At 39.2% G+C, this 22,052-nt stretch carries 25 protein-coding genes; 16 read left to right on the plus strand and 9 right to left on the minus strand.

Translation table 11 applies throughout. From position 1 onward, the window contains the following. The first annotated feature begins 42 nt into the window (after nucleotides 1-42). The 5 genes from ACXAFK_RS11070 (at nucleotide 43) to ACXAFK_RS11090 (ending at nucleotide 2,924) form a co-directional block, all read left to right on the plus strand. Complete coding sequence (locus ACXAFK_RS11070) at nucleotides 43-666, plus strand: NADPH-dependent FMN reductase (RefSeq protein ID WP_474957795.1); 624 nt, start codon at nucleotides 43-45, stop codon at nucleotides 664-666. A gap of 11 nt (nucleotides 667-677) precedes the next feature. After that, entirely contained in the window at nucleotides 678-1,406 is a 729-nt protein-coding gene (locus ACXAFK_RS11075) for a GNAT family N-acetyltransferase (protein WP_474957796.1), read from the plus strand. A gap of 149 nt (nucleotides 1,407-1,555) precedes the next feature. Further along, nucleotides 1,556-2,179, plus strand: a complete 624-nt coding sequence (locus tag ACXAFK_RS11080; RefSeq protein WP_474957797.1) for a hypothetical protein — start codon at nucleotides 1,556-1,558, stop codon at nucleotides 2,177-2,179. A gap of 18 nt (nucleotides 2,180-2,197) precedes the next feature. Next, nucleotides 2,198-2,599 (plus strand): DoxX family protein, encoded by a 402-nt coding sequence (locus ACXAFK_RS11085; protein ID WP_293295616.1) that lies wholly within the window; start codon nucleotides 2,198-2,200, stop codon nucleotides 2,597-2,599. A 25-nt stretch (nucleotides 2,600-2,624) separates the two neighbouring features. After that, nucleotides 2,625-2,924, plus strand: a complete 300-nt coding sequence (locus tag ACXAFK_RS11090; protein ID WP_474957798.1) for an antibiotic biosynthesis monooxygenase family protein — start codon at nucleotides 2,625-2,627, stop codon at nucleotides 2,922-2,924. A gap of 112 nt (nucleotides 2,925-3,036) precedes the next feature. Here ACXAFK_RS11090 and ACXAFK_RS11095 read toward each other — a convergent pair whose 3' ends face one another. From ACXAFK_RS11095 to ACXAFK_RS11115, 5 genes are all read right to left on the minus strand, one after another. Beyond that, nucleotides 3,037-4,203, minus strand: coding sequence for a serine hydrolase domain-containing protein (locus ACXAFK_RS11095; protein WP_474957799.1), 1,167 nt, complete (start codon nucleotides 4,201-4,203; stop codon nucleotides 3,037-3,039). Between the two features lie 62 nt (nucleotides 4,204-4,265). Beyond that, nucleotides 4,266-4,727 (minus strand): nuclear transport factor 2 family protein, encoded by a 462-nt coding sequence (locus ACXAFK_RS11100; RefSeq protein WP_474957800.1) that lies wholly within the window; start codon nucleotides 4,725-4,727, stop codon nucleotides 4,266-4,268. Next, the gene (locus ACXAFK_RS11105; protein WP_474957801.1) at nucleotides 4,724-5,167 is read right to left on the minus strand and encodes a GNAT family N-acetyltransferase; all 444 of its coding nucleotides are present in this window, start codon (nucleotides 5,165-5,167) and stop codon (nucleotides 4,724-4,726) included. Before ACXAFK_RS11105 ends, ACXAFK_RS11100 begins: the two co-directional genes overlap by 4 nt. 154 nt (nucleotides 5,168-5,321) lie before the next feature. Beyond that, nucleotides 5,322-6,803: a serine hydrolase domain-containing protein gene (locus tag ACXAFK_RS11110; RefSeq protein ID WP_474957802.1), complete on the minus strand. Its 1,482-nt coding sequence runs from the start codon at nucleotides 6,801-6,803 to the stop codon at nucleotides 5,322-5,324. Between the two features lie 198 nt (nucleotides 6,804-7,001). After that, a complete protein-coding gene (locus ACXAFK_RS11115) occupies nucleotides 7,002-8,216 on the minus strand; it encodes an alpha/beta hydrolase family protein (protein WP_474957803.1) in 1,215 nt (404 codons plus the stop codon). Nucleotides 8,217-8,382: 166 nt separating this feature from the next. On the opposite strand from ACXAFK_RS11115, the gene ACXAFK_RS11120 reads away from it, so the two are divergent. The 11 genes from ACXAFK_RS11120 (at nucleotide 8,383) to ACXAFK_RS11170 (ending at nucleotide 19,592) form a co-directional block, all read left to right on the plus strand. Then, complete coding sequence (locus ACXAFK_RS11120) at nucleotides 8,383-8,832, plus strand: DMT family transporter (RefSeq protein WP_369884345.1); 450 nt, start codon at nucleotides 8,383-8,385, stop codon at nucleotides 8,830-8,832. Between the two features lie 25 nt (nucleotides 8,833-8,857). Beyond that, on the plus strand, nucleotides 8,858-9,487 hold the full coding sequence (locus ACXAFK_RS11125; protein ID WP_224837095.1) for an NAD(P)H-dependent oxidoreductase: 630 nt from the start codon (nucleotides 8,858-8,860) through the stop codon (nucleotides 9,485-9,487). Between the two features lie 96 nt (nucleotides 9,488-9,583). After that, the gene (locus tag ACXAFK_RS11130) at nucleotides 9,584-11,062 is read left to right on the plus strand and encodes a serine hydrolase domain-containing protein (protein ID WP_474957804.1); all 1,479 of its coding nucleotides are present in this window, start codon (nucleotides 9,584-9,586) and stop codon (nucleotides 11,060-11,062) included. A 126-nt stretch (nucleotides 11,063-11,188) separates the two neighbouring features. Then, the gene (locus ACXAFK_RS11135) at nucleotides 11,189-11,698 is read left to right on the plus strand and encodes a DUF2975 domain-containing protein (RefSeq protein WP_474957805.1); all 510 of its coding nucleotides are present in this window, start codon (nucleotides 11,189-11,191) and stop codon (nucleotides 11,696-11,698) included. A gap of 3 nt (nucleotides 11,699-11,701) precedes the next feature. Next, complete coding sequence (locus ACXAFK_RS11140) at nucleotides 11,702-11,905, plus strand: helix-turn-helix domain-containing protein (RefSeq protein WP_014034008.1); 204 nt, start codon at nucleotides 11,702-11,704, stop codon at nucleotides 11,903-11,905. Nucleotides 11,906-11,926: 21 nt separating this feature from the next. Continuing rightward, on the plus strand, nucleotides 11,927-12,802 hold the full coding sequence (locus ACXAFK_RS11145) for an ABC transporter ATP-binding protein (protein WP_474957806.1): 876 nt from the start codon (nucleotides 11,927-11,929) through the stop codon (nucleotides 12,800-12,802). Then, entirely contained in the window at nucleotides 12,799-15,960 is a 3,162-nt protein-coding gene (locus tag ACXAFK_RS11150; RefSeq protein ID WP_474957807.1) for an ABC transporter permease/M1 family aminopeptidase, read from the plus strand. Before ACXAFK_RS11145 ends, ACXAFK_RS11150 begins: the two co-directional genes overlap by 4 nt. Before the next feature lie 79 nt (nucleotides 15,961-16,039). Then, entirely contained in the window at nucleotides 16,040-16,651 is a 612-nt protein-coding gene (locus tag ACXAFK_RS11155) for a pyridoxamine 5'-phosphate oxidase family protein (RefSeq protein ID WP_474957808.1), read from the plus strand. Beyond that, entirely contained in the window at nucleotides 16,648-17,637 is a 990-nt protein-coding gene (gap, locus tag ACXAFK_RS11160; RefSeq protein WP_474957809.1) for a type I glyceraldehyde-3-phosphate dehydrogenase, read from the plus strand. The genes ACXAFK_RS11155 and gap overlap by 4 nt, the downstream gene beginning before the upstream one ends. A 173-nt stretch (nucleotides 17,638-17,810) precedes the next feature. Further along, nucleotides 17,811-18,887, plus strand: coding sequence for an alkene reductase (locus tag ACXAFK_RS11165; protein ID WP_369884339.1), 1,077 nt, complete (start codon nucleotides 17,811-17,813; stop codon nucleotides 18,885-18,887). Nucleotides 18,888-19,040: 153 nt separating this feature from the next. Then, nucleotides 19,041-19,592 (plus strand): thioredoxin family protein, encoded by a 552-nt coding sequence (locus ACXAFK_RS11170; RefSeq protein WP_474957810.1) that lies wholly within the window; start codon nucleotides 19,041-19,043, stop codon nucleotides 19,590-19,592. Between the two features lie 275 nt (nucleotides 19,593-19,867). Here the strand turns inward: ACXAFK_RS11170 and ACXAFK_RS11175 are convergent, their stop codons facing one another. The 4 genes from ACXAFK_RS11175 to ACXAFK_RS11190 all read right to left on the minus strand — a co-directional run bounded on the left by ACXAFK_RS11175 (nucleotide 19,868) and on the right by ACXAFK_RS11190 (nucleotide 21,965). Beyond that, a complete protein-coding gene (locus ACXAFK_RS11175; protein ID WP_474957811.1) occupies nucleotides 19,868-20,356 on the minus strand; it encodes a YHS domain-containing (seleno)protein in 489 nt (162 codons plus the stop codon). 124 nt (nucleotides 20,357-20,480) lie between these two features. Then, complete coding sequence (locus ACXAFK_RS11180; protein WP_224837085.1) at nucleotides 20,481-20,894, minus strand: nuclear transport factor 2 family protein; 414 nt, start codon at nucleotides 20,892-20,894, stop codon at nucleotides 20,481-20,483. 133 nt (nucleotides 20,895-21,027) lie between these two features. Then, nucleotides 21,028-21,585, minus strand: a complete 558-nt coding sequence (locus ACXAFK_RS11185; protein WP_474957812.1) for a sigma-70 family RNA polymerase sigma factor — start codon at nucleotides 21,583-21,585, stop codon at nucleotides 21,028-21,030. Between the two features lie 14 nt (nucleotides 21,586-21,599). Next, a complete protein-coding gene (locus ACXAFK_RS11190; protein WP_474957813.1) occupies nucleotides 21,600-21,965 on the minus strand; it encodes a GNAT family N-acetyltransferase in 366 nt (121 codons plus the stop codon). Between the last annotated feature and the right edge of the window lie 87 nt (nucleotides 21,966-22,052).

Raw genomic sequence — 22,052 nt, forward strand, 5'->3', positions numbered from 1 at the left:
CCCTCTATTTAGGTTTGCACTGACCATACACATTAGTGCAGCATGAAAAAAATAATAGCGATCTCGGGCAGTAATGGCCGTAACTCCATTCATAAAAAGTTAATCGGTTATATTCTAAAGGAATTTGTTGAAAATGATATTGAGTATATTGATCTTGAAACGTTTGACCTACCTATTTACAGTCCGGATATCGAAAAAGAGGGCTTTCCCATCCAAGTCAAGGAGCTTTTTCAAATTATCACCTCGGCAGATGGATTTATCATCGCATCGCCAGAGCACAATGGCCTGCCCACAACTTTTTTAAAAAACCATATTGATTGGCTTTCACGAATAGATCAACGTTTTTTTGGCGATAAGCCGATTCTTCTTTTAAGTGCCTCGCCCGGAAAACTAGGCGGTAGTACCCACCTCAACATTTTAGATAGATTGATACCCAATTGGGGTGGAAAAATGGTTGGTCGGTTTTCCTTAGGTGTATTCCATAAAACATTCGATATAGAAAATAATGAACTGGTTAGGCTGGAAGACAAACTGGAACTAAAAGCTGTGGTCCATAATATTTTGAACTACCACAATCAACCTAATGGCAGGTTCAGAACACAATTAGAAATGGATTCATTTATGGATGAAATCAAGCATAATCTAAAGTCCAAAGGATTTATATAATAAGAGAGATCATGAACAAACAAATCATTGCGCATTTATTTGAACTGTGGGAACAGATTGGAAAACATACCGATTCTTTTAACAAGGAAAGAGGCTTTGCCTTTACAAAACCAGAGCCCAACTCATGGCCCAGTAAAGTTTACAACATTGAGGTCGGTCAAATAAATATTGAAGATGTACAGCGAAGGATTCGCACAGGTGAAATTCCCAATTCGATTGGAATACCCGAGTGCGAAAACACGAAACAGTTGTTGGAATCCAATAATTTTTGCTCCACCTCCAAGGTAAAAGCCATGGCCATGAGCACCGAGCAATTGTATTACGATGATATTGACGAGTCTGAATTTACACTCGTGGACTCAAAAAACAAGGCACGTATTTTTGCGAAGACAGCATCGGCATCGTTCGGATATTTGGTAGATACCTCTGTAGTCCAATCCTTGATCAACAAAGAAAACATGCAGCTCTTTTTGGGGAGATGTAAGGATGACTTCCCAAGCTGCGGAATGGTCTATTTGGACCAAAATGGTATTTCAGGAATCCATATGATCGGTACCAGGGCAGAATTTCAGGGATTGGGCATGGGCAAAAAAATGACCCGATTCCTTATAAATCAATCAATAAAGTCAAATAGTAATATGGTATTTCTTGTGGCATCGGAGGCAGGTGAGCGTATTTATCACAAACTTGGTTTTGCCACGTATGGTAATTTGGAAAGCTTTTCGCTAACCGGACCATAAAACAGTGTCTGCTGACTAAGTTTTATAGGCGTCTCTTTTTAATAAAAGGGGCGCCTTCCCATTTTCTATGACCCTATTTTCTTTCTTAATATACCTTAAGTATTCCCTTTTGGTTTGCATGTAGGTTTGTCCCAATAAAATATAGAACAATGAGCAAGGACAAACTTCTATTCATATTTTTTAATGTATCGGTTATTGGCGTTGGGTTTGGACAGGAACTACGTTTTGATCCCGATGTGGTATTGGGTAATCGATCTATCACATATAAACATTTGGTCAAATACACACTCAATCAAAAATTGACCGTCGATAATTTAACCCTGTTCGATACCGAATACAACACCGATGAGAACAATCTCTTTTTTATAAGAAACACCGTTTCATATTCCGTGTTCAAAAATGTGAGTGCAAATGCGGCTATAGGCATAAAAAATCCTGGGGCATTTAGCACTTTGTCGATGTCCTATGTATTTCGGTCACCAAACTTTCTCGGTATTTATACCGTGGGCGGAACTTATCAAAAAGGCGTGTCATTGGAGCAATCACTGGTAATGAGCTATATGCCCGTTTTAGGAAAAAGTAACCGAGGATATCTGAATCTGCTCGCAACAGCAAATTTGAATTCTAATGGATACACAAGAGGCCTCCAACAAGTTAAGGTCGGTATCCAAAAAAAGCTACTGACCACTGGGATTGCTGCTAATCTAGACCAGTTCAATAACGCAAAAAGAACACTTGCCAATTTCGGAATATTCTTTAAGTATAATTTTTAAATCAAAATAAATTGAATCATGAAACGAAACAAAAATGTTGCTATCCTTCTTTTTAGGGTTTCCATTCCCTTTACCATGTTGATTTATGGTATTGATAAAATTACAAACGGCACCGGGTTCATCGGCAGTTTATTGGATGCCTATAATTTGCCCTCCTTTTTGGTCTATGGGGTTTTTATAGGGGAAATAGTAGCACCACTAATGCTTGTGTTAGGCTACAGAAGTAGATTGGCAGGTTTACTATTAGCCTTTAATTGTTTATTGGCCATACTTATGGCCCAAATCCAACATATTTTCACATTAAACCAGTATGGCGGTTGGACATTAGACCTTTTGTTTATTTATCTTGTTGCCGGAGTCGCTTTTTATTTCAGTGGCGCAGGTAAACATGCTATCTCGACCTCCCATGCTTGGGACTGATGATAGCCAATAAAACAAAGTCAATATGTATGCAGTAATCTATCGGTTTAAAGTTATCCAAGGCAAGGAAGTTGCTTTTGAGAACTTATGGCGGGCGGTTACCAAAGCATTTATGGCCCATGCGGAAGGGCTTGGCTCCCGTCTCCATAAAACCGAGGCGGGAGTTTATATTGCATATGCCCAATGGCCCAATAAAAAAGCTTGGGAAACTGCTAGACAAAAATTACCAAAAACTGCTATAGAAAATCTACACCGAATGAACGGGTATTGTGAGGAAATTACAGTATTGTTCAATATGAAAGTCAAAAAGGATTTGTTGATTTAAGAGATTTTATGAACCGAAAAAACATACATACTTACAAATGATTATTTGATTTTGGTTTTTAAGTTGACTTCCAATAATTCTTCTTTCAAATATTCAAGATTCGTTAGAGCTACTACATATATTTTAGCAGTGTGCGATAGATATCCCTTACCGATATCATATCGTTTTCGACTTCCGAAGTATTGACAAACACAATAATACCATGACTTCCTTCCCTAAGAAAATATGCATGGGAAATAATACCTGGATCATTGCCGCTATGCCCTATTTTTTCATCATCAATAGTCCAAAAAACATTCTTTTTGAATTCTTTTGAGGCCGGTTCAGATAGCATTTCCTTATAGCTGGATGCCTTTAAAACATTACTCTCCCCATTATTGCCCTTCATCACCGCCATCAAATATTGACTGAAGTCCTCTATATTGGTCATGAATCCGCCATCACCGTATACAACAAACTCATATGCCGGAATTGGGTAACCGTACCAGTAAAGTGTAGATGTATTGTTCAGTGGACGGTCTTTGTTCGCCCAACCTGAATCATTCATTTGGAGTGGTTTTAAAATATGTTCCTGTAAAAAATCGGTGTATTCCATACCACTGGCCTGTGCAATAATATAGGCCGCAATATTGGCTCCCATATTACTGTAATTATACGAAGATCCTGGAATCGTGTCTGAAAAGCTATTTGACGTATACCATTTTCCATCCGTACAATATTGGTTTTTAATGAATTGGGCTGCAGGCATCATTTGGTTTTCATTCAATAAGTTTACCTCCTTTTGTACCTTTTGTTTGGTTTTTTGGGGCAGGTTTTCGTAGAAGGGAGGAATACTGTCATTAAAAATGTAAATCTTCTCATAGTGCTCCGTATCTAGAATACTGGAGGTATGGCTAGCAAGTTGACGAATGGTTATTGGCTCCTTTGGATAAAATGGGTTCTGTATGGTAAAGGGTAAATAATCTTTGATGGGGTCATCTAAATCCAGTAAACCCATTTCCTGTGCTTTCATTAAGGCCACTCCGAGCAACGTCTTGGAAATGGATGCAATGGGTTGGACTGTTTTTGTTGTATAGGGTTTCTGTTGCTCTTTGTTCGAATAGCCAAAGCCTTTGGAGTAAACAATACTATCTTTATCGACAATGGCCACGGCGAAGCCCACAAGGTTACTGCTTTCCTGTATCCTTTTCAATTCCTTGGTTATCGAATCGGTCTGCTGTTGTGATTGAACGGAGTAAACCCCCATTACAATACATAACAACGATAAAAGAGCTCTCATACAGTACATTCTTTTAATTGATTTGATTTTTCTGTTTGATTGTTAATTATTTCATTTAGGAACTACCAATACTCATAAATCCTGGAAATCTTCCCGTCCCTAAATTCGAAAAGAGCCATTTGAGCATCACCTTCAACAGTTTTGTTCTGTACCAATTTAATGAATCGCTTGCTTACAGCGATGGCATTCAGCCCAACAATTTTATTTTCGACTCGTATATCGACCACACTACCATCATAACCGCCATTTTTCTGGTTGCGCATGTAACCGTTATATAGGTCTTCCCTAGTATACACCCCTCCATATTGAGGGTGCACATAAGTAAAATCGTCCGTAAAGAGTTCAAAGATGTTGTCAATGTCTTCAGGAGTCGAGTTTTGTTGGAAAACTTTTAGGTTCAGCTTGTAATACTGTTCCATTAACCGGAGAAGCGAATCTTTAGCTTTAGTATTTTGTTCTTGTGCTTTGGTTAAACTTAAAGTAAAAACCAACAGCATTGTTAAAGCGATAGATTTTAATTTCATTTTTCTAGTTTCATATGCAAAATCGGGTAAGGCTTTCCCAATGAATCCAATTCTGAGCGTCCAATTACCACAAATCGGCAATGTTTATAAAACCCAACAGCATGTTCATTCTGCTCATTAACATCAACTTTAGTCACATTTAAATGGTTGATACCAAAATCCAACAAGGTCTTTCCTATTCCTTTTCCTATATATGATGGATGGATGAATAGCATTTCCAAATTTTGATCGGCCACTCCAAGAAAGCCCATTATTTTTCCATTTTCATCTCTAATACCTTTTAAATCAACAGCATCTAAATAGGTATTTAAAATTAAAGGCTTGAAATAGGCTATGTCCTCTTCTTTTAAGAAGTGGTGAGTAGCTCTCACAGAGGCTTCCCATATATCTACAACTTCCTTGTATTCTGTTTTATCTATACTGGTAATTTTTACTTCCATTTCTTAATTTTTATGTTGAAGAACTATGCTCCACCAAACACAGATAGTATAATTTCTTTAACATTGAATATAGTTAAGCCATAGTTTTGGTGACTGCATCTCAAGCATCGTATTGGAGCAGTCGAGGACAAAATGAGGCATGCTAATTAGATTTTTAATTTTTGCGTTGCGTTAATTTCTCGATTTGTTCTAGTGCGTTTTCACAATAGAAACAATCCTCTTTTGGCTTAAGCTCCAGGGCCTTCCTATAACTTTTTATAGCATCCTCATCTCTATTGGATGCCATGTAAACTTCTCCCAATGTATCCCAAATATTTCCGTCATTGGGAAATAAATCACAGTTCAACCGTGCAATTGCCAAGGCCTTTTCCTGTTCTTGTTCTCTCAAGTACAGACCACTTAATCGATTTAGGTGCGAAGGTGAATCCAATTCTGCGCTATATTTCTTCTTTATAGCAGCGGACAGTTCTTTGTGGGTGCCGGAAAAATCTTCTACAAAGTGAACTAGTTGCATTACCAAATTTTGAGGATAAGGTTCAGCAACATATCCATCATCAAAAAGTATTCTTTCCAACTCAATGGGCATTCTTGATGTTTCTCTAGTGGACGAATTGGAGGCGAATAAAATAAGGGCATCTTCTTCTGGAAACCAAAGAAACTCAAAATAGCTCACCCCATTGAATCCGTTATGACCAATTATTTTGGTATTTCTATCCGATTCAAAAATGGCCCATCCATACGCATAATAGGTAGACTGCCCCACTTGTTCCTGAACATGAGGCCGGGTCAATAGATCTATGGAGGCTTTACGCAACACTTTTTGATCTCTCAATGCCAAATACCATCTATACATATCTTGCAAAGTAGAGTTGATTCCCCCATTGGCTTTTAAAGGCCATGCGATTTTTCCATCCGCTAGATATCGATCAACATGATTTCCTTTATCAATTACATTGTACACATACTCATTGGCTACATGGTTCAAGTTCCAATTGGGCAAAATATAGCCGGTCTGTGTCATTCCGGAAGGAGCAAATAATTTTTCCTGAAGAAAGGTCTCGTAGGATTTTCCAGATACTTTTTCAATAATTTTACCAAGTACGCTATACCCGGAATTGGAGTAACTATACTTTTCGCCGGGTTCAAATCTAAGTTCGCTGGAGAACAACCGATCAAAATACTCTGCCTCTGGAATATGATCAAAATCCCCTTCGCCGATGCCATGGGAAAAACCTGCGGTATGTGTCAACAATTGGTGAATTGTGATATTTGCCTTGTCCAAAGGCATGTCTTTAAAATAGATGTGTAAAGGGTTATCCAGTTTAAGCCTTCCTTCTTCCTCCAATTTTAGGATGGCAGCTGCAGTAAATTGTTTGGTAACAGAACAAATATCAAAAACGGTTTCTTTGGTATTATAAATCGAATCCGCCGTGTTTGCCCAGCCATAGCCTTTATCCAGAATAACTTCATTGCCCTTAACAACAAATACCGCACCATTATATCCATTGGTCTCGGATGCCGATAAATAGTTGTCCAATCGCTGAACCAAATCTTGTGTTTTGGTAGGTAGTTTTTGACCAAAACTCTCTGAGCAAAAGCTAAAGGCCATCAAAATAAGGAGGTAGAATTTTCTCATGATAACTCGTTGTGTTTGTAATGGTTTTTATCGTAACCTGTGGGTAGAACAGTGTACTTTTTAATTCTGTTAAATTATGTCTTCTCGGTCGTGCTACAAACATTACCCTTTCAAAAATATTTGTACTGGTAACATACCATTTAGATCAGTGTAAAAAAATCAGTGTAGGGGAACCTATAAAATATCATTCAGAAATGCCTATTCATCAACCAGCCAACTGGAAATTTCATCTAAAAATCCATCAACAAATCTCTTTTCAAGTTTTGAATATTCATCGCGATTGCCGGTCTCGGCTTTTTGAAAGAAATGGTTGGCCTTATCAAAGGTTTTAAATTGATAACTTGTCCCTGCACTCAGCAAAGCATTTTCCATTCTATCTTTATTTTGATGAATGGGCACTTGAAAATCCAGCCCGCCAAACAGACTTAAAACAGGAATATTGAATTGTTCAAAATCCTTGGAAGGGTCGTAATACAAAAAAGATGTTAAAGAAGGTAAACCATAGATAATATGGTATTCTTTTGCGGTAACCCTGACTTGCTCCGCTATCTTCTTCAAATCCAATTCCTTTTCTGAATTTTGGAACCGTAAAATAGTTTGATTTGTATTTTGGAACGTTTCAAGCGCTGTTTCGATATTGTTCTGGTCTTTTATGGCTCGCATTAACCTATTGTGAGCTGAAACATCCTCCTCTATCAATGAGGGTGAAATACCCAATTGTTTATGCTCCTCTCTAATTTGATAAAGCACGACATCGATCAATGGCACTGCCGGAGCCCCCATTAAAATTACTTTCTTAACTGATGTGTTTGCAACCGCGACTTTAGAGACCACAATTCCACCTTGACTATGCCCTAATAGAGCAAAACTTTTGAACGTATGGGATTTTGACACTTTAAAATAGTCTATGATGCTTTCCAGATCCTTGGCGTGGTCATCGAGCGTGCTATTTACAAAATCCCCGGTACTCTCTCCAACTCCCCTATCATCGTATCGGAAAGAAGCAATTCCATTAGCTGCCAAATGCTCGGCAATGGTCTTAAATATCTTAAATCCCTCCAAAGTTTCATCCCTATCCTGTGGGCCACTTCCCGAACTCATAATAACAAGCGATGTAGTTTTTAAATGAGAGGGGATTACCAGGGTTCCTCCAATGGCAACTTTTTCTGTTTTTATAACCATATCAATCGATACTGGTGGTTTTTTTTGGAAACTATTATTTCCAAAACAGGAAAATGTTGCGAACAACAAAGCTGTTAAGCAAATTCCAAGTTGGGTGCCAGCACGCAGTTTTTTGGACCCACTATCTGAACCTACTATCAGTTTCTCAAAAAACCGTGGCCTGTTTCCATAATTGGATTTTGATTCTAAAAATATCATTGGATTCTCTCTATTTGATGCTTGTTTTCCCATTCCCACAAAAATATTTTGTGACCATCACATCCACATTGACTTTGGTTAAGAAACCCAGCAACTGATCAGATATCAAAATTAGCTCTACCCCGCTTCCGATTTCTTAAGCTACCTTAAGAATTACTCCTAGGCATCACTCTAGTTTTGTGACATCAAATGTGAAATCATGAATCAGTATATCAACATTTTATTGGCTTTTGTAGGCGGAGTGTTTCTGGCCATGCAAGGTGGATTAAATGCACAATTGGGCGTTCAATTAAAAAATCCGTTGTTGGCTTCGCTCACGGCATTTTTTTTTAGTACGCTCTTTGCATTAGTGGTAGTGGTGATTAGTATCAAAAACATTCCTAACGCCTCTCAACTATGGAGTATTCCAAAACATTTATGGTTCACTGGAGCTCTTTTTAGCGTGATAGGGATAGGACTCTACTACTACACGATCCCGAAGCTGGGCATATCCACTATGATCTCCGTTGGTTTGTTCGGTCAACTTATTTTTTCAGCAATCGCCGGGCATTTTGGCTGGTTTGGACTGCCCCAAGAACCGATGGCCATAAAAAAAATGGTTGGATTGATAACAATGGTGATCGGCATTCTATTAATCAATAAAGTTTAAAACATTCAATTAAAAATCCAAGACAATGAATCTAGTAGAAAACCTAAAATGGCGTTATGCCACCAAAAAATTTGATGCTTCAAAAATGGTAAGCAAGGACGAGCTACAAAAACTGAAAGAGGCTGTGCAACTTTCCGCTTCATCCTACGGGCTTCAGCTGTATAAAGTTCTAATTGTCTCCAACAAGGAACTTAAAGAAAAATTAAAGCCTGCCGCATGGGGCCAAGATCAGCTTACCGACGCCTCCCATATTTTTGTTTTTTGTAATTATACCGAAAGAAAAAACGAGCATATTGATGATTACATTAGAGCTACCTCTAAAATTCAGGACACCCCGATCGAGAAACTTGAGGGGTACAGTAATCTGATCAAGCAGAGTACATCGAGTAAATCGGATGTGGAATGGCAAAGCTGGTCTCAAAAGCAAACCTATTTGGCTCTTTCCAATCTATTGGCCGCCTGTGCGGAACTAAAAATTGATTCCTGTCCTATTGAGGGGTTTGAACCTGAAAAGTTCAATGCCATTCTGGGTCTTGAGGAGCAGGGTTTAAATGCAGCGGTAATTGCAACGGTCGGATATCGTTCTTCCGAAGACCACACCCAGTTCAGAAAAAAGGTAAGAAAACCCATGGAAATTCTTTTTGAGGAAGTTTAAGCAATTTGCAACCTGCACAACACTCAAAAGATAATCTAAGTAACCTCGACCGGAGTTTACTCGTCCAACCTTTGCATCAAAAAAAACAAAAACATCATGAGATTGTTACTTATTCCAATTCTAATATTAATAGCTAACGGATGCGGGACCAACAAGGTTATCGCTCCCACCAATTCTGAAATTTTTGCTGAAAACCACCCCGTTTTTGCAACGCAATTTCAAAACAAGGTAAAGGACATTTATCTTGAAAAAGAAATGTATGGGGATTTCATCTTCGCCGTGGTCGACGAAAACGGCTTGGCATATTCATTTGCATTGAATCGGGATATTTTAAATGGCAAAGAGGGCTCTCTGGGTAACGATACTCCTATTTATATTGCATCCAGCACAAAATCGTTTACGGGTACTTTGCTACAAATTTTGGAGGAGAAAAATGTTCTCTCCTTGGAAAAGTCGTTGCACGACTACCTCCCCGATTTAAATTTCGAAGATAGTGTCGATACAAAGAACATTACCCTTACCCATCTTTTAAACCATACCCATGGGACCTTCAGTACGCCGATGACATGGAAAACCGCCTTTTTGGGATACAAGGATGGGAATAAGGAACTGATACATGATCTAAACACTGATTTTCTATTTGATCCCTCAGGCAAGTATCGGTATTCCAACGTAGGACCAATCCTAGCTGGCATGGTTGCAGAAAAAGTGACCGGAAAAACATGGAAAACCCTTATGGGGAACCACATCTTTTCTCCTTTAAAAATGGAAAACACAAGTGCCAATGTCAGTGATTTTGACTTCGAAAACATTCGTCCTTCATTAACCGTTACCAAAGAAAAGGGAATTGTTGAAAAAGGTTTCTATAAATCAGATATCACGATGCATGCCTCGGGAGGGATTGTTTCCACCATCAATGATCTATCCAAATGGTTGGCCGCGAATATCAATCAGGATAGTGTGCTATTACATAAAGATTCGTGGGGTGAACTGCATACCTCAATCGCAACCCAGGACAAAAAATACTTTACCTACCAACGTTCTGGTTATAGTTTGGGCTGGGATATTGCGGCATATGGGAATGATAGGATTTTGACCCGATTTGGAGGACTGGCCGGGATCAGCTTTCACATTTCTTTTATGCCCGATAAAAAGGTCGGGGTGATTGCTTTTTCGAACGATAACAGAGCTTACCTATTACCTCATTTGATGGCAAATTATGCCTACAACCTAATCAATGAACAGCCTGCTGACAGTATTTTAAAAATTGAAAAAACCTCTTTCGATAATAGTTTTAAGAGGGAAGATAACTTGGAATATCCTGATGACTCGCAAATGCTTTCAGCCAATTCAACCAATGATAGCATCATAGGAACGTATCACAATGAGCAAAACTGGCCCACCATTGAAATTTACAGAGAAGAGGACCACTACATTTTTAAATGGGGAGTATTAAAGGGTAAAATATTCCGAAACGATGAGGGTGGATACAGTAGCAATCTAGGGGTATTATCAAGAACTTTTCAGGTCAGTAAAGACTCTCTATCCACCGGATCTTTAATTTACAAAAAATGAAATAGGCCTGTAAAATCACCTCTTGAAAGTTATCTTTAAGGAACAATAATATTTCACAAAAGAATATTTTATTATTGTTTTACAATAATTTTTTATATGTTTGCAAAAATATTTATCATCTAACCAATGAAAAAAACAAGAGTACTATCTACAATATTGTACGCCATTACCAGAAGTCTCGCTTGGATATATTTGGTAATTGCATTGTACGGGGGCTTTGCTTGGCTAACAAAAACGAATATTCGCACAGAGGATACACGGGCCATAATCAATTATCCATTTAGCGATGTTTCTTTTTTAATATTGGACAACAACTGGTCGTATTTTTTATTCGCCTTTTTACTGCCTGTTTCGTCTTACACCTTATTTTTTTGGTTGCTCTCCAATGTGTTTAAAGTATTCTACCGGGAAAAACTTTTTACCCAACCCAATGTTACACATTTAAAGCGGTTTTATGCAGCTAATTTGATTTTCCCCATAGTGCTCGTTGCCTTTTCATCGTTCTTTATTGAGATCGATAAAGGAATATTCATCATTGTAGCGTTACATCTTGTTTTAGGGGTCTTTATTTTTATTATTTCAGAAATTTTCAATCAAGGACTGTCATTACAAAACGAACAAGATCTATATATCTAAGTTATGCCGATTATTATAAATATTGATGTGATGCTCGCCAAACGAAAGATAAAGAGCAAGGACCTCGCCGAAGAGATTGGCATAACCCCGGCCAATTTATCCATACTTAAAAATGGAAAAGCTAAAGGTGTACGCTTTGAAACCCTAGAGGCCATTTGCAAGGCTTTGGACTGTAAACCAGGAGATATTATTGACTATGTAGCATAGTTCTTCCAACATATTTTAATCATGAATACATTAAAAATCGATAATGTATCCCTTGTGTACAGCAATGGGTACAGGGCGCTTACTGCCTTAAATCTAGAAATACAGAACGGAATATTTGGACTTTTGGGGCCCAATGGTGCTGGAAAATCTTCTCTGATGAAAACCATTGTTGGACTGCAAAAACCAACCACCGGTAAAATTTATTTTAACGGGGCGGACGTGGTTCAAAACCCGCTGGATATCCAAAAGCATTTGGGTTTTTTGCCTCAATATTTTGGTGTGTACCCAAAGGTATCCGCCTATCATTTATTGGAACACTTGGCCAAGCTGAAAGGAGTTAACCATTCGCAACAACGCCATGACCAAATACTATGGTTATTGGATAAAGTTAATTTGCTGGATTACAAAGATAAGGAAGTACATACCTTCTCCGGGGGCATGAAACAGCGTTTTGGAGTGGCACAAGCGTTATTGGGAAATCCTAAAATATTAATTGTGGATGAGCCAACCGCAGGTTTAGACCCTGAAGAACGAAATAGATTCAATTCCCTGCTCAGCGATATTGGCGAAGATATCATCATCATTCTATCTACCCATTTGGTGGAGGATGTTAGAAACCTCTGTTCGCAAATGGCAATAATCAAAAAGGGCGAAATAGTATCCCAAGACGCCCCAAAAAACTATTTGAAACAATTGGAAGGCCAATTGTGGCGTAAACCTACAACTAAGGAAGAGCTGTCGGCAATGGAAGCCAACTACCATGTCATAAACAAGCAGTTGGTGGAAAGAACAATGCACATCACTGTTCTTGAAACGGACTGCCCTCCTGGTTTTACTCCTATCGAACCTAGTCTTGAACTCGCCTATTTTGCCCACCTAAACAAAGTTGCATCGTGAAAACTGTTCTTCTAAACGACTTGCAAACCCTTGCTAGGCAGAAAACCACCTATATAGCCATTGCCTTTTTCTTGGGTATCGGTATCTTAACCGGTTATAAGTTCAATATCTCGGTAGGAGATGAACTTGCGGTCAACGCATCGTATTCTGTTGGATTCATGATCGGTCTTTTGAGTTTGGCGATCATATTAATTGCCACCGTTTTGGCTTTTCCTCTTTTGTTCAAAGAACAGGATGCCAACTACGAACTAATAGTTTTCTCAACGCCAATAGCGAAAAACAGATTTGCCTTTGCTCGATTTTTTTCGTTTAACCTACTCACGTTGTTCGGTTTTTTTTGTCTTATATCAGGTTATGTATTAGGCATACATTTGGCCAAAGACGTCCTATTGAATCCTAGTTTCCAATTTTGGCATTTTGCATATCCCTTTTTAATATTTGGAGTCGTCAACACGTTGGTTATCTGCAGTGTGTTATTTTATGTGGCGCAGTCGTACAAGAATAAACTAATGGTGGCCATTGTTGGGGTGCTGCTCTACGTGTTGTACATGATTACACTCTTATTCTCGAATGCGCCGTTTATGGCACAGGCCATGCCACAATCCCTGTTTGTTCAACGCATTTCTGCCATAGTGGATATTTTTGGCTTGTCGGGCTATTTTTTTGAAGCCAAGGATTTGAGCCTTGAGCAAAGAAATTACCAGGTTGTACCCTTGTCAAATCTTTTACTCATTAACAGAATGGCTAGTATTGTCTTAGCCTTTGGTATGTTACTTCTGGGGATTCGGTCGTTCTCATTTCTTCCAAAATTCAAGAAAAAAAGTAGAAAAAAGTTGATAATTACGGGTGTAAAACCTTCCATAAATCCATTTGCCGCCGCGGTTACGGAATTCAATAAAAAATCTAAGTGGAAAGCGATATTATCGTTTATAAAGGTGGATACCATTTATATCTTTAAAAGCATACCTTTTATAGCCACTGTCCTACTCTTGGTTTTTTATGTTGGCGTGGAAATGTATGATGATATCAATAAAGGAATTCGAATACCTCAAATGTATGCAAGTTCTGGTCTTTTAGTACAAACCATCAACAGTACGTTTTACCCTTTGGGCGCATTGTTTACCGTTTATTTTGTAAATGACCTTTTCTGGCGGAGTAACTCAAGTAGGTTTTCCGTTTTAGAGCAAACAACCTTTTATGCGACGCAAAAATTAGTGGGCCATATCGGTAGCATTGTGGTATTACTGACCACCCTAACACTTATCATTATTGTAGAGGCACTAGCCTTTCAAGTTTTTTTTAAACATCTAATTTTTGATGCTCGGGCCTACTTTGGAGCTGTTTTATTCAACACACTCCCTTTAGTACTACTTGGCCTTTTCATGATTTTGATCAATCTGTTGAGCAAAAATAAATCAATAGCTCTTGGTGTTTCCATTTTGTGTTTTTTGGTATTGGCAACACCCATCTCCAAAAGTATATTTACTAGTTCATTGCTTCGGTTTTTCTCCGGTTATAGAGGTTCTTATAGTGAATTTATTGGGTTTGGCGACTATATAAACCCCTACTCATTGCGCTTGGTCTTTGGTTTTTCTATTTTGATGCTACTATTCATGTGGTATTATTTTAAAAGAAATAACAAGGATAGAAAAGTGCTTATGATCGGGATGGTTCTATCCTTGATGATTGCACTTATAAGCAGTTCTATTTACTTAAGGAACTATCATCCTAAAAAAGAAAAAGAGGAAGTTATCAATGCCCAGCTGATGTATGAAAAACAGTTTAGGAAGTACCAAAACATGGCACAACCCACGATAAAAAAGGTACAGACCAAAGTACATTTATACCCTGATGAGCAATCTTATACCATCGAAGGACAATATACTTTGGTCAATAAACACGACCAGCCTATTGATTCAGTTTTAATAAGTGTCCCTGAGGAAATGAAAATCAGGTTCATGGTTTTTCAATACGGTCAAGAAAATTTTGAGCTCAACGATACAAATTCAGAACTGGTCCTTCCCCACCCCATACAACCCAACGATTCCGTCCAGTTACAATTTAAATTGGACTATCAATGGTTTGCTGTGAACGGTCACGATTCCTTTAATGCCATCATCGAAAATGGTTCGTTCATGAGGATCAGCAGGTATTATCCCCAATTTGGATATGACTCCGATAGGGAAATAAAAGATTCCATTACGCGTGCCAAGTATGGCCTTTCGCTTGGCACAACCTTTAGAAAATTGGAAGCTCCTAAAAAATACTTGAACGATGCCATAGATTTGAACATGCAAATTTCCACCACTGGCGATCAAGTAGCTGTGGGGACCGGAGAGTTAAAAAAGCAATGGCAGCAAGGGGAAAGAAATTACTTTGCTTATGCCGCTCAATCCATCCCGTTTCGTTTTGCAATTTCCTCGGCAGACTATCAAGTTAAGAATGTAAAGCACCATAATATCGACATTAGGGTTTACCATCATCCAGAGCATAGCTCGAATGTGGAACATTTAATAGAAAATACGAAGCTAACACTAGATTACTGTGAAGAACATTTTGGGCCATATCCTTTTAAAACGGTTAACTATGCAGAAGTATCTTCTTTTACGCAAGGATTTGCGGGTACTGCTTACCCCGGGTCTATATTCCTAACCGAACATATGACCTTCAATGCGAACCTGACCGCAGGAAAACAACAAGATGTTATCAATGAACTCGCCGGACATGAGGTTTCCCACTTTTGGTGGGGTACGCATCAAATACAGCCCGATTTTAGGGAAGGATATTCCATGCTTACCGAAAGCTTGGCCATGTATACGGAAATGATGATCTACAAACAGATGTACGGTCAGGATAAAATGTGGGAGCGATTAGCGATTCACCAACAGATCTACGATGCCGAAAAAGGTTTTAACCAAAGAAAGTCTATACTAAAAGTTGCCCCGGGCGAAACATATTTGGCCTACTCAAAAGGTGCCCTTGTATTTGTGGAGCTGAGTGAACTGATTGGGGAATCGGTATTGAATAAAGCTTTGAAAAACTTTTTGAGCAGCAATAGATACCCTAATAATAAGCCTATATCCACGGATTTGTTAAGTGCTATTCTGGAGGTAGCAGACCCAATTTATCATTCCAAAATTAAATCATTGTTTCAATAAAGATTGCCTTTGTCAGGTTTTCGCCTAAAATCATACTAAGGATATAGGATAATAAAAAGCGTCCTTTAATCCAATTAGTATGAAAAAACAGCAAGGGGAATTCACCTCCGACATTGCATTTACTTCAACCGTAAAAAAACTTCAGGAAAAAAACGGTTCAAGAAAAAGTTATGCTCAAATGGAGACCGGCAGGGGTTGGCTAAAGGAACTGACCCCGCCTATAATCGATTTTGTAAGCAAGCGGGATTCCTTTTATATGGGAACTTCTAACCCTGAGGGACAGCCCTACATCCAACATCGAGGTGGGGCGCCAGGTTTTTTAAAAATATTGGACCCAACAACCATCGCTTTTGCCGATTTTTCAGGAAACCGTCAATACATCAGTGTGGGCAATCTGGCCGATAACCCTAAAGCATTTCTTTTTTTAATGGACTACCCGAACAAAACAAGGGTAAAAATTTGGGGAGAGGCCCATGTGGAAATGGAGGATGCCACCCTAATGGAATCCTTGACCATGGAAGATTACCCGGCCAAGGTAGAACGTGCCATTATATTTAAAATCAAAGCAGTGGATGTTAACTGCCCGCAACACATCGTACAGCGATACACCTCCGATGAAGTGGATAAAATTGTACAGCCACTAAAACAACGAATAAAAGAATTGGAAAATAAATTAAATACATTAAAATGAAAAGAATAGCGATAAACGGAATGGGGCGAATAGGTCGCGCCTCGCTCAAAGTAATTCTCGAATCGAAAGAACTGACCCTAGTGGCCATAAACGATATTTTACCTATTGAAAACTTGGCCTATCTCCTAAAGTATGACAGTACCTACGGGCCCTACAAACACAATGTATCGGTTTCAGGAAATACCTTGGAGGTGGATGACAATAAGATTACCTACTTTAACCAAAAAAATCCTGAAGACCTTCCGTGGAAAGATCTTAACATTGATGTGGTTATCGAAAGTACGGGTATTTTCACCCAAAGTGAAGATGCATCAAAGCATATTACGGCCGGCGCAAAAACAGTTGTGATATCTGCCCCCACCAAAAGTCAAGATGTACCCACGGTGGTCCATGGGGTAAGCTCCGCTTTGGGAGACACTTCCATTTTTTCTTGTGCCAGTTGTACCACGAACAACATTAGCCCCATTGTTGAAATCCTGAGTCGTAGGGTGGGAATACACAAAGCGATCATGACCACAGTGCATGCCTACACCGCAAGCCAAAGTTTAATGGACGGTGCTTCCCCTAAAAATTATCGTATGGGACGGGCGGCGGCCGATAACTTGGTTCCGACCAGCACTGGTGCTGCCATCGCCACAACCAAAGCTTTACCGGAATTTACGGATAAGTTTGATGGCGTTGCCATACGTGTTCCGGCAAAAGTAGGCTCCATTTCGGATATGACCTTTGTTACCAAACGCCCCGTAACACCAGAGGAGATCAATGAAATTTTGGAAAGCGAAGCGTCCACTGAGCGATACCAAGAAGTGCTGTCCACAACGAGAGAGCCCTTGGTTTCTTCGGATATTATTGGCAGCCCATACGCCTCAATCGCAGACTTGAACATGACCAGGGTGGTAGATGGTGATTTACTCAAGGTAATGGCTTGGTACGATAACGAATGGGGGTTTACGCATCAAATGATTCGTCTGATCAAAGAACTTTAAGGTAAAATCAATTGGAAATTCCTCAAGTATTCAACTTAACGAAAACGGAGGCAATCCAATTATAACTCACTGACTTGTTCTTAATCCTGAAAAATGGCATAGAGTGGGTATGCTACCGATTCCAAAAATAGAATAGCAACTACGTAAAAATCATATTAATCAAAATACAAAAAATGAAAGTTTTTGAAACATTTGAATTGTCCGGAACAAAATTGAAAAACCGGATCGTAATGGCCCCAATGACGAGGAGCAGGGCCATCGATAACATTCCAAACGATTTAATGAAGGAATACTATTCCAAAAGGGCCGGTGCCGGACTTATATTATCCGAAGCTACCTCCGTATCCCCAAATGGAACTGGATATCCCAGAATACCTGGAGCTTATACCGAAGAACAAATAAACGGTTGGAAAAATATCGCCCGCGGTATACATGAAAACGAAGGAAGAATGTTTGTCCAGCTTTTCCATACCGGACGCGTTTCTGCATCCTTAAACCTTCCTAACGGTGGTGAGACCATTGCCCCATCGGTTGTACCGCTCACCGAAATGGAAATGTACACCGATCAGGAAGGAATGCAGCCACATGATATACCCCGGGAAATGACTTTTGAGGATATCGTACAGGTACAAAACGAATACGTTACTGCCTCTAAGAAACTTATCGAGGCAGGAATTGACGGCATTGAAATCCATAGTGCCAACGGTTACCTTTTGGAACAGTTCCTTGATCCAAAAACCAACCAAAGAAACGATGAATATGGCGGCAACTACAAAAACAGGGGCCGATTTGTTTTGGAAACCGTTCAAAAAGTTGTGCAAGCCATCGGCCCGGACAAAGTTGGAATTCGTTTTTCACCCTATGGTGTCGTAAATGGTATGTCGGGTGAATATGACGATCTCGTAAGTCTGTACACGTACTTGGCTCAAGAATTATCGAAACAGAACATTGCTTACATACATATTGCCGATCAACGTTCAGCCATGGCAGCTCCAGAATTTGCGACCCAAATATGGAAGACCATAGGCGACAATTTTAATGGTACCATGATCGGTGGCGGCGACGTAGATTCTGCAACTAAAGCGGAAAACCTTCTGGAAGATGGTTACGACCTTGTTTATATCGGACGTCCTTTTATTGCCAATCCCAACTTGATAGATAAATTAAAGCACAACGAAGAGTTGACACCTTTAAATCCAGATTTACTGTATTCCCCCGGTCCTGAAGGTTATATTGATTGGGAATTTTAACTGGAAATAGGGGATTTCTAGAACCCACGAAAGCATCGAGGGATATAAATATCGAACTCCAATAGACCATTAATTATTAATTGATTTAAGGACGACCTGTGGAAACCAAGTTTGGTTTCCACAGGTCGTCCATCACTAAAAACACCAAATATCATGGCATTAGCACAATCCAACATGATGGAATTAGGGACCAAGGCTCCCGATTTCACTCTCTTTGACACCGTATCAAAAAAGCAACTATCACTATCCCAACTAAAGTCAAATACAGCTACAGTAGTTGTTTTTATATGCAACCATTGTCCTTTTATTCACCATATCAACCATAAATTTGTGGAAGTAGCCAATGAGTATCAGGCCAAGGATATCCAATTTATTGCCATTAGTAGCAATGATGTGGAGTACTTTCCTGAAGATGGACCAGAGATGATGACCCATGTTGCCCAGAGCTTGAATTATTCGTTCCCCTATCTGTATGACGAAACCCAAACAGTTGCCAAGGCCTATCAGGCGGAATGCACTCCAGATTTCTTTGTATTTGATGATAACCTGAAACTGGCCTACAGAGGTCGGTTTGATGAATCGAGGCCAAATATGGGAACTGCATCCGGAAGAGATCTAACCAATGCATTGGATGCTATGCTGAACAACAAAGACATTGCCAAGGTACAATATCCAAGCATAGGCTGCAGTATTAAATGGAAGTAGACGGAATCATTAGAAATAGATACATTCAGAGTTGACGGGTTAATGCTTTAATGTGTTTATCCCGAATAGACATTGTATTTCCCTATTATATTTTCACTTTGTCCATTCTACTGAATATCCTCTTAAACCATTACGGGTTCTAAATAAACTATTGGATTTTTTTGGCCTGTTATGAAATCTGAGGAATAGTAAAAACCGCCTGCCGACCTATAAATAAGAAGTATGGGTAGTCGGCAAGACGGTCTTCAAAGTAAACCAAACTAAAATGAAGAGATTTATGGAGCAAACGTTGTAAATTTTTTCATGGTTTGCCAATTCTTATTGGCTTGTGCAATGTGCTTGGCTTTACCTTCTTTTTCCCAGACTTGTACAAAATCGCCTTCCAAGTTTACCGTAAACATGTATAGTTTTCCATTAACCACACGGAAACTTTTGGGATTAGGACGGTACTTGCCCCCCAGTGAAACGGCAAAGGCGCACCAACCACCATATTGAGGCTTGTATTTTTTGGGGTTGTTCTGGAACTTCTTCAATTGTTTATGATCGGTAAAATAATAGGTAAGTCCATCGAAACTGGCCTTGTAGGCTTTTTTTCCCATCTCTGCTTTCCCATTATCCATATAGGATACAGCACTATAACCGTCCAGGGCGATCATACTATCGTCCGTACTGTAACTATGAGATTGGGCATGCATCAAAACCAGTCCAAAAAGCAAAAAGAAACTAATTCCCAGGATGGTTTTCCGAATTTTGATTGAATTCATTGTTTTCATGTGTACTATTTAAGATTAATTGTTACTTCTAACTAGCAGCCTTAATAGAGCTGAATTATTTTTGATTCAGAACTTTAGAAAAGACTATTTTTTCGGCATTTGATACTGCTGATGATTATAAATACCTTTCGTGCTCATCAATTGGCATATCGTTGATACTGGCAAAACGTTTTTGCATTAAACCATGCTCGTTAAACTCCCAGTTCTCGTTGCCGTATGCCCTATACCATTGTCCCGACTTATTGCGGTATTCGTATTCGAACCGTACGGCAATTCTATTATCGGTATGGGCCCAGTATTCTTTTCTTAGCTTATAATCGAGTTCGTTTTCCCATTTGCTCGATAAAAACTGTTGTATTTCCTCTCGTCCGTTTACAAAACTGGAACGATTACGCCATTCACTATCCACGGTATAGGCCAGTGATATTTGTATAGGGTCCTTACTGTTCCACGCATTCTCGGCAAGTTGTATTTTTTGTTTTGCGGATTCCTCGGTAAAAGGTGGCACCGGCGTTTTTATTTCTGTCATTTTATTATGATTTGTGTCTTTTTTGTTTATTGTACCTAATCCTTTGGTACGCTCCCATACAAGCTATCCCGATACGGCAAAGTGCCAATTGAATATGTAACCAAATGTTTTGCATAATCGGACACGAGTTGTTTTACCAGTTCTCGTTCAAATAGGATTTCATTTTCTTTCGGGCCCGACTGAGCGCCACCCAGGTATTTACCCTTTCAATATCCAATGTGTTGCAGATTGCTTCTGTGCTGTATCCCTTCATTTTTAATCGAAGTACCTCTTTTTCCCTATTGCCCAAAACACTTAGTCCCGAATTAAAAACACTGATCAGTTCATCTGCATTGAGCAATTCGATTATCTCGGCATCATTGGGTTTGTTTGTCTGATTTTCCAATTCGTACCAATTGGGATGATCGGACAATCGCAAGGCATCGTGCATAACTTTTCCTTGGCGGGAGTAGGCTTTTCGATAATAATCCATGATCTTATGATGTAATATGGAAGTGAGCCAAACACGTTCTGTAGATTGTCCCTTAAATCGAGGAGCAGAGCGCAAAGCTGCCAAAAATGTATCTTGTACAACATCCTCTATGGCAGCTTCCGGCAGCTTTCGCCTGGCCATTGCAAAAAGATAGGTTTTATGTTGTACGGACCATAGTTCAGGTTTTAGCTGAACCTTTGTTTTTGTTGTTGTTCTCATGGCTTCGGTTATTTTTAAAATAGTGTTTTGTGTTCTCGAAATTTCTTTTGATGGAAATCTATACTGCTATTATTGGCCGATAGGAGTTTTTTATATTCTGGGCGTTTTTGTATAAACTTCACAACCTCTGGATTTGTCGGCACAACAGTATAATCCGCCCTTAAGGAGTATTCCAAAACCCTTTCTATCAAAGCATTTCCCACCTCAGGTCGATTTAGATGTTTACTGATTTCGAGCTTTTTTAAATTGATCTCTTGCTCTCCGATCATATCGTACTCCAAAGAAGCAAGTTGACCACGAATATGAAATTGGAAATAGTTCTTGCCATCGTCACTTTTAAATACCAAAGGCAGTCTATTGATATTGGTGTTATTAAACATGACCCATACTTTTTAATCTGTTGTTTTAATTTATCCATCGGTTTATGAAAGGGAGATACGGAGCCGTACCTCCCATCCATTTCAACT

The organism is Flagellimonas sp. ABD4_174, from assembly GCF_056160185.1.